The sequence below is a fragment of the Streptomyces sp. NPDC001068 genome (assembly GCF_042897315.1).
GTDB lineage: Bacteria > Actinomycetota > Actinomycetes > Streptomycetales > Streptomycetaceae > Streptomyces.
Genome location: NZ_JBIAYD010000016.1, coordinates 1 through 12991 on the forward strand (window position 1 = coordinate 1; position 12991 = coordinate 12991).

At 75.5% G+C, this 12991-nt stretch carries 11 protein-coding genes; 6 read left to right on the forward strand and 5 right to left on the reverse strand.

The annotated features are described in order from the left end of the window. Nucleotides 1-216: 216 nt before the first annotated feature. Nucleotides 217-1065: a DUF1206 domain-containing protein gene (locus ACFY3I_RS36700; protein WP_390865333.1), complete on the forward strand. Its 849-nt coding sequence runs from the start codon at nt 217-219 to the stop codon at nt 1063-1065. A gap of 100 nt (nt 1066-1165) precedes the next feature. Here ACFY3I_RS36700 and ACFY3I_RS36705 read toward each other — a convergent pair whose 3' ends face one another. Next, nucleotides 1166-2269 carry an acyltransferase family protein gene (locus ACFY3I_RS36705; RefSeq protein ID WP_390865335.1) on the reverse strand — a complete coding sequence of 368 codons (1104 nt, stop codon included), beginning with the start codon at nt 2267-2269 and terminating at the stop codon, nt 1166-1168. Nucleotides 2270-2729: 460 nt separating this feature from the next. On the opposite strand from ACFY3I_RS36705, the gene ACFY3I_RS36710 reads away from it, so the two are divergent. The 4 genes from ACFY3I_RS36710 (at nt 2730) to ACFY3I_RS36725 (ending at nt 7112) form a co-directional block, all read left to right on the forward strand. Further along, entirely contained in the window at nt 2730-3980 is a 1251-nt protein-coding gene (locus ACFY3I_RS36710) for a sensor histidine kinase (RefSeq protein WP_390865336.1), read from the forward strand. Beyond that, on the forward strand, nt 3977-4636 hold the full coding sequence (locus tag ACFY3I_RS36715; protein WP_390865338.1) for a response regulator: 660 nt from the start codon (nt 3977-3979) through the stop codon (nt 4634-4636). Before ACFY3I_RS36710 ends, ACFY3I_RS36715 begins: the two co-directional genes overlap by 4 nt. A gap of 94 nt (nt 4637-4730) precedes the next feature. Then, nucleotides 4731-5393: a GPP34 family phosphoprotein gene (locus ACFY3I_RS36720; protein ID WP_390865339.1), complete on the forward strand. Its 663-nt coding sequence runs from the start codon at nt 4731-4733 to the stop codon at nt 5391-5393. Between the two features lie 129 nt (nt 5394-5522). Then, on the forward strand, nt 5523-7112 hold the full coding sequence (locus ACFY3I_RS36725) for a carboxylesterase/lipase family protein (protein ID WP_390865340.1): 1590 nt from the start codon (nt 5523-5525) through the stop codon (nt 7110-7112). Between the two features lie 43 nt (nt 7113-7155). Here ACFY3I_RS36725 and ACFY3I_RS36730 read toward each other — a convergent pair whose 3' ends face one another. The 3 genes from ACFY3I_RS36730 to ACFY3I_RS36740 form a co-directional block, all read right to left on the reverse strand. Continuing rightward, on the reverse strand, nt 7156-7869 hold the full coding sequence (locus ACFY3I_RS36730) for an HAD family hydrolase (RefSeq protein ID WP_390865341.1): 714 nt from the start codon (nt 7867-7869) through the stop codon (nt 7156-7158). Next, nucleotides 7866-8573, reverse strand: a complete 708-nt coding sequence (ribB, locus tag ACFY3I_RS36735) for a 3,4-dihydroxy-2-butanone-4-phosphate synthase (protein WP_390865342.1) — start codon at nt 8571-8573, stop codon at nt 7866-7868. Before ribB ends, ACFY3I_RS36730 begins: the two co-directional genes overlap by 4 nt. Before the next feature lie 253 nt (nt 8574-8826). Further along, a complete protein-coding gene (locus ACFY3I_RS36740) occupies nt 8827-9378 on the reverse strand; it encodes a DUF4232 domain-containing protein (RefSeq protein ID WP_365286825.1) in 552 nt (183 codons plus the stop codon). Between the two features lie 336 nt (nt 9379-9714). On the opposite strand from ACFY3I_RS36740, the gene ACFY3I_RS36745 reads away from it, so the two are divergent. Next, entirely contained in the window at nt 9715-11922 is a 2208-nt protein-coding gene (locus ACFY3I_RS36745; protein WP_390865343.1) for a PQQ-binding-like beta-propeller repeat protein, read from the forward strand. Between the two features lie 7 nt (nt 11923-11929). Here ACFY3I_RS36745 and ACFY3I_RS36750 read toward each other — a convergent pair whose 3' ends face one another. Continuing rightward, nucleotides 11930-12952 carry an aromatic acid exporter family protein gene (locus tag ACFY3I_RS36750; RefSeq protein ID WP_390865345.1) on the reverse strand — a complete coding sequence of 341 codons (1023 nt, stop codon included), beginning with the start codon at nt 12950-12952 and terminating at the stop codon, nt 11930-11932. Nucleotides 12953-12991 lie beyond the last annotated feature (39 nt).

Sequence of the window (12991 nt, forward strand, 5' to 3'; positions counted from 1 at the left end):
CCTTGGGCGCGACCTTGGAAGGGTCCGCGATCTCGGGAACGTCCACCCTCTGCCCGGCGGTCCGAACGGTCGTCGTCGGCATTCTGCGCCCTCCCACTGGCTCGCGCTCGTCCTTCGCCGGTCGGCGCCCGGCATGCCGCGCCTACCCCGGCTGCGGGCCGGCATGCCTGAAAACCTCCCGGTCTTTGCCGGGACCTTCGGGGCAACCGGTAGGGCATGGCTACTGAATCGGCAACAGCGGGTGGACGCAGTCCCGTTCGACGTGCGGCGAACAGCAAGGCGGTCGAGGTCGCGGCTCGCGCGGGCTTCGGCGCCCGAGGGGTCATCTACGTGCTGATCGGCGTGCTCTCCCTGCGGATCGCCTTCCCCGGCGGGGGCGACGGGGGCGAGCAGGCCGACCGGGGCGGCGCGATCGCCGAGATCGCCCAGAAGCCCTTCGGCACCGTTCTGCTGTGGCTGCTCGGAATCGCCCTGGCCGGGATGGCCCTGTGGCGGCTGTCGGAGGCGGCCTTCGGGCAGGCGGGCCCGGACGGCGACAAGGCGGGCAAGAGGGCGATGGCCGCGGGCCGCTGCGTCTTCTACGGGTTCGTCGCGTACTCCGTGCTCTCCTACGCGGCCGGCGACAAGGGCAGCGGCAGCGGGAGCTCCGACCGGAACTCCCAGGACGTCACGGCGAAGGCGCTGGACTGGCCCGGTGGTCAGTGGATCGTGGGCGTCGCGGGTGCCGCGGTGACCGCCGCCGGGGTCTGGATCGCCGTCCGGGCCGTCATGCGCAAGTTCGAGAAGCACCTCAAGATGTCCGAGATGTCCCGTAAGGTGCACAGGTTCGTCTCCTTCTTCGGAGTGTCCGGGGGCACGGCCCGGGGCATCGTGTTCGCCACCGCCGGCGGGTTCGCCGTCGCCGCGGCCGCCCAGCACGAGCCCGGCAAGGCCAAGGGCATGGACGACACCCTGCGGACGTTCGCCGACACCCCCGCGGGCCCCTGGCTGCTGGTGCTGATAGCGGTCGGCCTGATGGCCTTCGGGGTGTTCTCCTGGGCCAACGCCCGCTGGCGCAGGGTGTGACCGGCGCACGCGCGGAGGCGGGCGCGGGTCACGCGGCCGGGGCTGGTCACGCGGTCGGCGCGGGTCACGCGGCCAGGGCTGGTCACGCGGCCGGGGCTGGTCACGCGGCCGGGGCGGGCGCCACCGCGTCGGCCGGCTGCGGCGGGCCGGCGGGCGTCGGGCGGCGTCGCAGGAGCGGGCGTTCCAGCAGCGCGTAGGAGGCGAGGGCCGCGGCCGGCGTGACCACGAGGCCGAGGGCGAGCAGCCGGCCACCGCGCGCTCCGAGATCGTGGAGGAGCCTGATGACCGGGTAGTGCCACAGGTACATCCCGTAGCTGAGGTTGCGCCCGACCCACGCCGGGGCGGACAGCGACAGCAGGCGGGACGGCCACGACCGCGGGCACAGTCGCAGCCCGGCCACCACGCAGGCCGACAGGACGGCGGTGGCCAGGAACCCGACGGTGTACCAGAGCGGACTCCAGCCGTTGTGCTCGGTGATCGGGATCCGCCAGGCGATCAGCGCCAGCAGTACGACCGCGGGCGGGCAGAGCCGTCCCGCCCAGCGGCGCAGCAGCGCCAGGCGGGGGTCGTCGGCGCGGAGCCGGGCCAGGACGAGGGCCAGCAGGGCGCCGACGAGGAGTTGGTCGGCGCGGGTGTCGGGGCCGTTGTAGATGCGGTGCAGGGCGGCGGGGTCCCACAGGACCGTCCGCCACAGCACCGGCAGGACGCACAGCACGCCGACCCCGCGAAGCACCGTCCGGGGCGTCGCGCGCCGCAGCAGCACCAGCAACAGCAGCGGCCAGGCCAGGTAGAACTGCTCCTCCACTCCCAGGGACCAGGTGTGGCCGAGCGGTGCGGTGAGGTCGGTGGCGGTCGCGGGAGCCCCGGCGCGCACCAGGTTGACCACCGAACCCGCGGCCAGCACCGCCGCCACCCACGTCCCGCGGAACAGCGGCAGCGGGAACGCCAGGGAGAGCAGGGCGGCGACCGCGCACATCACCAGCAGGGCCGGCATCAGCCGCAGCCATCGCCGCCGGTAGAACGTCCACAGTCCGATCCGGCCGGTACGGGCGTACTCGGCGACCAGCAGCCGGGTGATGACGAAACCGCTGATCGTGAAGAAGACGTCCACGCCCACCGAGCCGCCGGGCACGAGGTCCGGGCGCACGTGGTACACGATGACCAGCACCACGGCGACGGTCCGCAGCCCGTCCAGTCCCACCACCCGGCCGCCACCGAGCGGCTCCGGCGAGAAGCCTCGGCCGTCACCGTGCGGCTCTGGCGAGAAGCCTCGGCCGTCACCGTGCGGCTCTGGCGAGAAGCCTCGGCCGTCACCGTGCGGCTCTGGCGAGAAGCCCCGGTTGGCGCCGTGCGACCCCGGCGAAAAGCCCCGCCCGGCACCCCGGTCGTCACGCAGCGGCGCCCGCGAAGAGTCGTGCCCGCCGTCTGCGTCCCGCCCGCCGCGGCTGCTCCGCTCCGCCGTCGAGGGGGCCGGGGGCGGAGACTCCCGCGCGTGCGGTCTGTGCCGTGTGTCCCCGTCCGCGGTGGTCCGATCGAGGCTGCTCATGATGAGCGGCGTCTGCCCGGGGAAGGCGGGATCACACGTGCCGGGCGCGTGCCTGCCCGCGGGGGTGGACCCGGGTCGGCCGCGCCGCGGTCGCGGCCGCTGTCGCTACGGTTGACCTGTGAGTCGGGAACCGGGACGGCGGCTGCCGTGGTTCGGGCCGGGTGCGCTGGTGACCAGCGTGCTCGGCTCGGCGCTGGTGGCCGCGGTGGCCCTGGTGGTGGCGTCGGCGGCGGCGGTGGCGGTCTGGGCCGGTTCGGGGTGGCGTCCGGGGGTGGCGTCGGGCCTGGCCGTGGTCCAGGTCGCCGCGCTGTGGTGGGTCCTGCGCGCTCCGGCCGCCGTGCTCGGCCTGACGACGGTGACGGGGCTCGCGCTGTGGGCGCTGTTTCCCGCGGTGGGCCTGACGGGCGCGCTGCTCGCCGCGCAGGTCGCGCTGTGCGTGCTGGCGGCGACGCGGCCGGGGCGGAGCTCCCGGTGGGCGGTGGCGGTGATGTGCGCGCCGGCGCCGCTCGCGCTCCTGGCCGGTGACCGGCTCGTGCTGCCGCTCTATCTGCTCGCCGTGGCCCTGGCCTGGACCGCGGGGGAGCTGTACCGGACCCGGCGGGCCAGGGCGGCGGCCGAGACGCGGCGGGCGGTGGCCGAGGAACGCGCCCGCATCGCACGCGACGTGCACGACGTGGTCGCGCACACCGTGTCGGTGATGGTGATCCAGGCGAGCGCCGCCGAGGACGGCTTCGCGGCCCGTCCCGAACAGGCCCGGCAGGCGCTGCGGGACATCGAGGCCGTGGGACGCTCGGCCCTGGCGGAACTGCGCCTGCTGCTGCGGGCGTTCCACGACGACCGAGAGGCCGACGGGCCGGGGCTCGGGCCGGGGCACGGGCCGGGGCACGGGCCGGTGGGGCTGGCCCGGCTGGACGAGCTGGCGGACGTGACGCGGGCCGCGGGTCTGTCGGTCGTCGTACGCCGGGACGGTCCGGGGGACGTCCCGGGGGACGTTCCGGGCGGTGACGGGACGTCGGCGGCCGCGGATCTCACGGCCTACCGGATCATCCAGGAGGCGCTCACCAACGTCCTGCGCCATGCCACCGACGCCGACGAGGTACGGGTGTCGGTACACCTCGGTGCGGCCGCGATGGACATCGAGGTGACCGACAACGGCCGGGCGCGGCAGCCGCGGCCGCCGTCGCCCGTGCCGGCGGGTTCGGGGCGCGGTCTCACGGGCATGCGGGAACGGGCGGCGGCCCTCGGCGGCAGCCTCCGGGCCGGTCCGCTCGACGGCGGCGGCTGGGGCGTGCGCGCGACCCTGCCGACGGGCGGTGCGACCCGGCGCGCGGAGCGCGCCGCGGGACTGCCCGGGGAGGGCGCGTCGTGACGATCCGTGTCGTGGTGGCCGACGACCAGGCCCTGGTCCGCACCGGATTCCGCATGATCATCGACGCCCGGGACGACCTGGAGGTCGTCGGTGAGGCCGCCGACGGGGAACAGGCGATACGGCTGGTGCGCCGGACGAGCCCCGACGTCGTGCTGATGGACGTACGGATGCCGGTCGTGGACGGGATCGAGGCGACCCGGCGGATCGTGGCCGACGGCGCCGCGGCCCGGGTGCTGGTGCTGACCACGTGGGACATCGACGAGCACGTCCTGGGGGCGTTGCGGGCGGGGGCCAGCGGATTCCTGCTCAAGGACATCCGGCCCACCGAGCTGGTCGACGCCATCCGGGGCACGGCGCGCGGGGAGCTGCCGCTGGCGCCGAGCGTCACCCGCCGCATGCTCGACCGGCTGTTGCGCACCGCGCCCCGGATGAGCGCCCCGGACGGTCTGGAGAGTCTGTCGCAGCGGGAGACCGAGGTGCTCACGCTGGTCGGCCAGGCGTTGTCCAACGCCGAGATCGCCCGGGAGCTGGCCCTGTCGGAGGCCACCGTCAAGAACCACGTCTCCGCGGTCCTGCGCAAGCTGGGGCTGCGGGACCGGGTGCAGGCCGTGGTCGCGGCCTACGACTGCGGACTCGTCCGGCCGCGTCGTCCCTGAGGATGAGCCGGCGGGGCACTCCACCTCGACGCCTATCGCGAGTCCGTACCCGGGGTGGATCAGCGGCGCCCGTGGAGTGCCTAGCGTCGATGACATGACCGACGCGCTGCCCTACCGCATGTACCTGCTCGCCCTCGACGACACCGCCCGGGGCCCCTACGACCGCACCCGGACGGGGTTCCTCGTCCGGGCCGCCGCACTCACCGAACTCGTCCTGCGCGGTCATCTCGTGGAGAGCGCCGACGGGGTGCGGCGGGTGACCGCGGCCGGGCCGGCCGGTGACCCGGTGCTGGACGGGGTCCTGGAGGAGGTCACCGACGCCCCGCACGGGTGGAAGACCCTGGTCCGGCGGCATCGGGCACGGACGTTGCGGGCCGTGGAGGACCGGCTCGCGGCGCTCGGTTCGCTCACCGTCGACACACGCAGGAGGCCGCTCCCGCCGTTCTCCGCGCGCCGGGTGACCGTCGCGGACCCGGCGGCCGTCGCGGCGCTCACCGGTCATGTGTCGGCCGTGCTGCGGGGTGTCGGGCCGGCCGCCGACGCCGATACCGGCGATGCCGCCCTGGCGGCCCTGTGCGCGGTGGGCGAGGTCCCCTCGGTCGCACCGCGCCGGGACGGCCACGGCGGCCGCGCGGACCGGGCCCGTGTCGACGCCCTCACCGGCCGGCTCGGCGCGCTCGCACCGGGTCTGGAGAAGGCCGTGCGCGGACTCCGTACGACCATGGTCGCCGCGCAGGGAGGCATGGGCGGCGGCTGACACCACGGACCGGGAGCGGGACCGGGACCGCGGATTCACCGCACCGCACCGAGACCGCACGGCCACCGCGTCGCACCGCACCGAGACCGCACGGCACCGCACCGAGAAACCACCGCACCGGGGGAGACGATGACGGTACGACGACTGACCACGACCCTGGCCTGCCTGGCCGCCGTATGGGCCGCCGCCTCGACCACCGTAGGAACCGCCGTACCGGTCCGGGCCGCGGAGGGGGCACCGCGACCGGCTCCTGTCGTGCGGACCCACGACGGGGCCCTGCGCGGCAGCGCCGGGGACGGTTACCGCACCTTCGAGGGCATCCCCTACGCTGCCGCCCCGGTCGGCGACCTGCGCTGGGCCCCGCCACGGCCCGCCGCCCCGTGGACCGGCGTGCGGGACGCGACCCGGCCCGGCAGCGCGTGCCCGCAGCAGGCCGGCGAGGTGCCCGGCGGCAGCACGGACGAGGACTGCCTCCGTCTGAACGTGACGGTGCCCGCCGACGCCTCGCCCCGGCGGCCGAAGCCCGTACTGGTCTGGCTGCACGGCGGAGGGTTCACCACCGGCGCGGGCAGCTCCTACGACGCCCACCGGCTGGCGGTGCGCGGCGACGTCGTGGTGGTCACCGTCAACTACCGCCTGGGCGCGCTCGGTTTCCTCGGGCACGACGGCCTGCCCGGCTCCGGCACCTTCGGACTCGCCGACCAGCAGGCGGCGTTGCGCTGGGTGCGGGCCGACATCGGCGCCCTCGGCGGTGACGCCCGCGACGTCACCCTGGCCGGTGAGTCGGCCGGCGGCTTCGGCGTCTGCGCCCAGCTCGCCTCGCCTTCCGCCGCGGGCCTGTTCGAGCGGGCGATCATCCAGAGCGGGCCCTGCACCGGCAGGCCGGAGCGCCCCTTCGCACCCGCCGCGGCGTCCTTGTCCGCGGTGCGGGCGGCCGGGGCCCGGTTCGCGGCGGAGGTGGGCTGCGGGAGCGTCCGGGACGCCGTGGCCTGTCTGCGGCACGTGAGCGTGGCCCGGCTGCTCGCCGCGCAGGACGCCGACCAGCAGCCCGCGTACGGCACCGCGCTCCTGCCGTACGACCCCGGCACCGCCCTCGAACGGGGCCGTTTCCACCACGTGCCGGTGCTGATCGGCAACACCCGCGACGAGGGCAACGGCTGGGCGGCCGGAATCATCCAGGCGGGCAACCCCGTCACCCCGGACACCTGGCCCGACGTCGTGGCCGCGTTCTTCCCTGGTCCGGCACGGGCGGCGGCGGTCGTCCGCGCGTACCCGGTCACCGGATCCGACGGCGGCCCGGTGTTCGGAGCGGTCATCGGAGACAGCAACTTCGCCTGCCCCACCCTGCGCGCCGCCGCCCTGCTCTCCGCCCGGGTCCCCGTGTGGCGTTACGAGTTCGCGGACGAGCACGCCCCCTCGCTCACCGCGGGCACGCCGCCGTTCCCGCTCGGCGCGCCGCACGCGAGTGAACTCCCGTACCTGTTCGACCTGGGCGGCCGCCCGAGGACCATGAACACGGCCCAGCACCGGCTGGCCGGCCTGATGATCGACTACTGGACCGGCTTCGTGCGGACGGGTGACCCGAACGCCGTGCTCCGGCCCGACACGGACCCGCCGGCCTGGCGGTCCGGCGCGGTCCAGTCCCTGGTCCCGGACCGCACCGGCCCGGCGCGCACCGCGGCCCGGCACCGGTGCCGGTTCTGGGACACCCGGCCGTGACGGCCGACGGCATCGAGCGGCCGTGGCCGCTGCCGCCACCGTGTCACTGCGGCTGCGGCTGCGGCTGTACCAGTGGCTGTGGCTGTGGCTCGTGCCGGGCGTCGAGCAGCCGGCGCAGCAGGGGGAGCGCGTCGGCGGCGGTGTGGGCGCTGTCCGTGACGAGCCGGGCGACGGGGACGGGCAGGCGCATGCCGTCGCGGGGGATGGCGAGGATCCGCATGCCCGCGGCGGCCGCCGCGCGGATGCCGTTCGGCGAGTCCTCGACGGCCAGGCAGTCGGCGGGCGGGACGCCGATCAGCGCGGCCGCGTGGAGGTAGGCGTCCGGTGCGGGCTTGGCCCGCACCACGTCCTCACCGCACACGACGGCACCCAGCCGGGCCGTCAGCCCCAGGCCGTCGAGGACGGCGCGGACGAAGCGGCGCGGACTGGCGGTGGCCACGGCGACCGGGCCGTGCCGTTCGGCTTCGAGGACCAGTTCCAGCGCCCCCGGCAGCGCCGTCACCAGGCCGGCGGTGTGTTCGCCGACCATGACGGTGGTGCAGGCCTCGACGACCTGTGCGGCGTCGGCACCGCCGCCGCACAGACCGGCGACGTACGACGCCCAGTGGCCGTTCCCGTGGAGTGCGGCGGTGTCCGCGGCGCTCCACCGGTGTCCGTGCCGGGCGGCGAAGGCCGCGCAGGCGCGGGCCCAGCCCCCGGCCGTGTCGATGAGGGTGTCGTCCAGGTCGAAGACGGTGGCCCGTCGCGTCGGGGTCATGCCGGCGCCGGGTCGCCGAGCGCCGGATCGCCGAGCGCCGGGTCGCCGAGCCGCGTACGGGGTGCGAGCTGCTCGATGGCGATGACGGTGAGCCCGTGTTCGCGGGCGAAGGCCCGCAGCCGGTCGCCGCGGGCGAGGGAGCCGTCGTCCTCGCAGACCTCGCTGATCGCGCCGACCGGTGACAGGCCGGCCAGCCGCAGCAGGTCGACGGTGGCTTCGGTGTGCCCCCGGCGTTCGGCGGTCCCGCCGGGGCGGGCCCGGAGCGGGAACACGTGCCCCGGGCGGACCAGCCGGCCGGGCGGGGTCTCGGGGTCGGCCAGGGTCCGCAGCGTCAGGGCCCGGTCCTCGGCGGAGATGCCCGAGCCGGTGCCGACCGCGTCCACCGACACGGTGTACGCGGTCGGGGCCTCGGTCCCGGTGCCCAGGTCCGGGCTCGTGCCGGGGGCGGGCGGCACCATCAGCGGCAGTTCCAGCCGGTCGGCCACCTCGGGCGCCATCGGCGCGCAGATCAGCCCGCCGGTGAAGCGCACGAAGAAGCCCAGTGTCCGGGCGGTGGCGAACTGCGCGGCCATGACCAGGTCTCCCTCGTCCTCCCGGCCCGCGTCGTCCGTCACGATCACGGGCCGGCCGGCCCGCAGGTCCTCGATGGCGGCGGCCACCGTGTCGCGCCCCGCGGGCGACCGGGGCACCGAAACTGACGTCACAGGAACCAGCCCTTTCTCGACTTGATCGTTCCTGCGCAATCCATCGGCCGCCCGTGGCGCGGACTTGAGAGCCGTCGTGGCGGCGCGTGCGGCAGGTCGGCCGCGGTCCCGTCCGCCCGGCGCTCGGGTGCGCTCCGGCGCCTGGCGGACGGGACCGCGGCCGAGGGTGTCCGCCCCGCCGGAGGACACCGCCGCCGGAGGACACACCGCCGCCGGTGACCGGCGTGGGGCGCCGGTCACCTGGGGGCCGCGGCTACCAGGCCAGCGCGTCCTGGGCGTTGTCCTGCCAGTAGGTGACGACGGCCGCGCTGTTGAAGAAGACACCGCCGTTCGGCAGCTTCAGGGTCGTCTCCTTGCCCGTCGCGTGGCCGTTGCGGTCGCTGAAGAACACGCCCAGGGTCTTCTCCTTGGCCCCGCCCTCGCCCTCCGGGGTGGACGTCGTGATGCCCGCGTAGGCGGACTGGCCGTGATCGAGCGTCACCACGGCCTGCGGGGTGGTCTCGTCGGCCCACGCCACGGGGGCCTGGGCGTCGGCGCCGGCCCGCAGGAAGGGGGCGATGTCGGCGTAGCAGGGCTTGGTGCCGGTGTTGGTGGCCTTGAGCAGCAGGTGGTTGATCGGACGGGACACCTGGGTGACGGTCACCTTGGTGTTGGCGGCCGTGCAGGTGACCACCGGGGAGGCCTTCTTGACGGTCGCGGCGGCCGCGGTCTGCCCGGTGGCCTGGAGGCCGACGAGCGCGAGGGCGGCGGCGACGACCATGGAGGAGGCGGCGGCGCGGGAGACGAGACGGGTGGCGATACGCATGACTGGGCTGCTTTCTCTGAACATCGGGAATCCGACTGCCGCGAAGGCGGGGAACGAGCACGGCCGCCAGGTCCGGCGAGGTGCCGTGCTCGGATGGCCTCAGCCTGTGCCACGGGGCGTTCCGTTCGCCATCACCCACCGGGGTTCCGGGACGCTGGAACGTTCGCACCGGCTGTGAGCTGCGCGAACGCCACTCGTATGGAACGCCGGAAGGGACGGGGGACCGGCGCCGGGATCCGGCGACCCACTGCGTGACCCGGGCGGCTCCGCGCCCGGAGCGGCCTGCCCTACGCTGATCCCCGTGAGGCAGGCAGGCGTTGGGAAGGGTGATCGGCGATGACGCCCCTGAGCACCGGGGACCCGGAGTCCATAGGCGGGTACACCCTTCTCGGTCGGCTCGGGGCGGGCGGCATGGGAGTCGTCTATCTGGGAGTCTCCGCCTCGGGGCGGCAGGTCGCGGTCAAGCTGGTGCGCGGGGCGTACGCCCAGGAGGAGGAGTTCCGGACGCGGTTCCGGCAGGAGATCGCGGCGGCGCGGCGGGTGAGCGGTGCCTTCACGGCGCCGGTCGTGGACGCCGACCCGGACGCCGAACGGCCGTGGATGGCGACGCTCTACGTGCCGGGCGCCAACCTCGCCGAGGTCGTGGAGAGGGACGGTCCGCTGGGCGGGCGGGAACTGCGCGCGCTGGGCCTGGGGCTCACCGAGGCGCTGCGCGACATCCACCGGGCGGGCCTGGTGCACCGGGACCTGAAACCGCGCAACGTCCTGATGACCGAGGACGGGCCGCGCGTCATCGACTTCGGGATATCGCGCGCCGACGACAACCAGAGCCTCACCACGACCGGGCGGATGATCGGCACGCCGCCCTTCATGTCGCCGGAGCAGCTGGCCGCTCCCCGGGACGTCACCCCGGCCTCGGACGTGTTCTCCCTGGGATCGCTGCTGGTGTTCGCGGCGGCGGGCACGGGACCGTTCGACGCGGACAGCCCGTACATAACGGGCTATCAGGTGGTGCACGGGACCCCGGACCTGGACGGGGTGCCCGAGGCGTTCCTCGGCATCGTCGAGCGCTGCCTGGACAAGGACCCGGTCGCGCGGCCGGGCCTGACGGACATCCACCGCATGCTCCGGGATCTGCCGGAGTCCGGCGCCGACGAGTCCCCGGGCCCCCGGCGCCGTCCCGCCGACCGGGGCACGGCCACCGCCGCCACGGGCGCCGCGGGCCCCACCCGCGGCGGCACCTCGACCTCCACCTCCACTTCCACCTCGACCTCCACCTCCACTTCCACCTCCACCGGCACGGGCACCGGCAGGCGAAGCCGGAACCGGCTGCTGCTCGCCGCTCTCGCCGGGGTGCTGGTGGTCGCCGGGCTGGGGGCCGGGGTCGCCCTCCTCGGGCCCGGTCCGGACCAGGCCGCCGCCGAGGCCGGCGCCTCCGGCCCCAGCGCCCGTGCCGCGTCCCTGCCCGACGGCTGGCGGCCGTGGCGCACGAGGCTGCGGACCGCCGTGACGGGCGTCCCCCTCGAGTACGACACCTCCGGATGCGTGGCGGAGGGCGACGCCCTCTTCTGTGGTGGTACGGGGTTCACGGCCGCCCGGGTCGACGCGGCCTCCGGCCGCACCCGGTGGCGGACCGGCACCCGCCCGCAGGGGGCGCGGCCGATCGGCGTCCGCGACGGACTGGTCTACGTGTACGAGGACCCGGACGACCGGGGGAGACGGGTGCTGGCGCTGGACGCCGCCACCGGGCGCCCGCGGTGGCAGCGCGACATCAACAAGGCCGTGGACGCGGTGCTGTACGACGACGGTTTGCTGACCATGTCGCCGGACTACTCGTCGTTCGTGGCCTACGGACCCTCGGGCAGGGAACTGTGGCGGGCGCCCTCGCCGGCCGGGTACTGCGTCCCGACGGTGCTGGGAGGCGTCGCCTACGTGCTGTGCTCGCAGGGCACCGAGGAGGGCCAGGGCCCGGTCGACCTGCTGAAGCCGGGACCCGGCGGCCTGACGAAGGTCGCGACCCTGCCGAAGAAGGCGCTCGCGCTCGGCACGGCCGGCGGACAGCCCCTTTTCCTCGCCCCGCAGACCGCCGAGGACGTGTACGAGTCCGGGTACGAACGGCCGTACGACGCGTTGCTGCGGGTGGCCCCGGACACCGGGCGGGTCCGCCGGATTCCGCTGGCGCGTCCGCTGACCGGCGCGGCCACCCTGGTGGACGGCGTCGTCTACTTCGTCCGTTCCGACGGGACGGTCACCGCGGTGTCGGCGGACAGCGGCAGGCAGCTGTGGCGGAAGGTGACGGACGTGGAGAGCCTGTCCGCGCCCGCGGTGTCGGCGACGTACGGACGGGTCTACTTCGCCAACCGGTTCGGCCGCCTGCTCGCCCTGGACGGCCGTACCGGAGCGACGCTGTGGCGCACGTCCGCGCTGCCGGACCCGGGGGACAAGGCGCAGGACTACCCGCCGCGTGTGCTGCTCGTCCAGGACGCGATCGTGGCGACCGCCGGTGACACGGTCTTCTCCCGGGGTCCGGACGGGCCCGGCTGAGCGGCCCTCAGTTCCCGGGGCCGTCGCAGAGGTCGAGGATCCTGGTGAACGGCCTGCGCAGCAGTACGGCCACCGGCGCGGTGTCCTCCCTGGTGTACCGGGCCAGAGCGGCGCGGGCGGCCGCCGTGTCCGCGCCGGGGTCCCGCCCGTCCAGGAGGGCTCGCAGGGCCCGTGCGGTGGCCTCGGCGACCGGCAGCAGACCGGTCCGGGCGCGGGCGAGGGCCGCGGTGGGGCCGTCGCGGGCGGTGAAGAAGTCGACCTCGGCGGCCAGGGCGAGGAGATGGGGTGCCGCCCGGGCCGCGCGGCCGATCCGGTCGCCGAGTTCGGCCACCGTGTCCCGCTGGCGCCGGCGCAGCGGGTTGAACCGCATGGCCTTCTGCGCCTCCCGGGCCCTGTCCTCGTAGCCGCGCAGTCTGGCGGCCTCGGCCTCGGTGCGCGTCCGGTTCGCGTACGCGGCGTCCGGGGAGCCGATCGCGCGGGCGCCGCGGACCAGGCCGGTCGTCAGGTCGTCGGCGTACCGCCGGGCCAGCGTCGCCGCCTCGCGGCGCGGGTCGCGCGGCCAGAGCAGCGGGCCGAGGACGGCGGTGATCGCGCCGCCCAGCGCGTTCTCCCACAGCCGGGCGAAGCCGTAGGACTCCGGTGCGGGGTTGGCGAAGACCAGGAGTGAGGTCACCGCCACCTGCACGTTCAGTGCCGTACCGGAGCCGATGACCGCGCCGCACAGCAGCGCCAGGCCCAGCACGACGGCGAGTACGGCCGTGTCGGGCCGGAAGAAGTGCACCACGATGACGCCCAGGGCCACGCCGGCGAGCACGCCCAGGATCCTCAGCAGCAGCGCCGTCAGGGACGAGGCGGAGTCGTCGCGCAGGCACAGCAGCGGCACGATGGCGGCGAACACCGGCGGCTGGTCGGCGCCGGCCCACAGCGCGGCCTGCCAGCAGATCACCGCGATCACCAGGATCCGGGCCGCCGTCGGCCCCTGCGCCGAGAGCCTGGAGCGCACCCGCGTCCACGGCGAAACGCCTGTCACCCGCCCACCATAGGCACACGCGGGGCCCGCCGCCCTCCG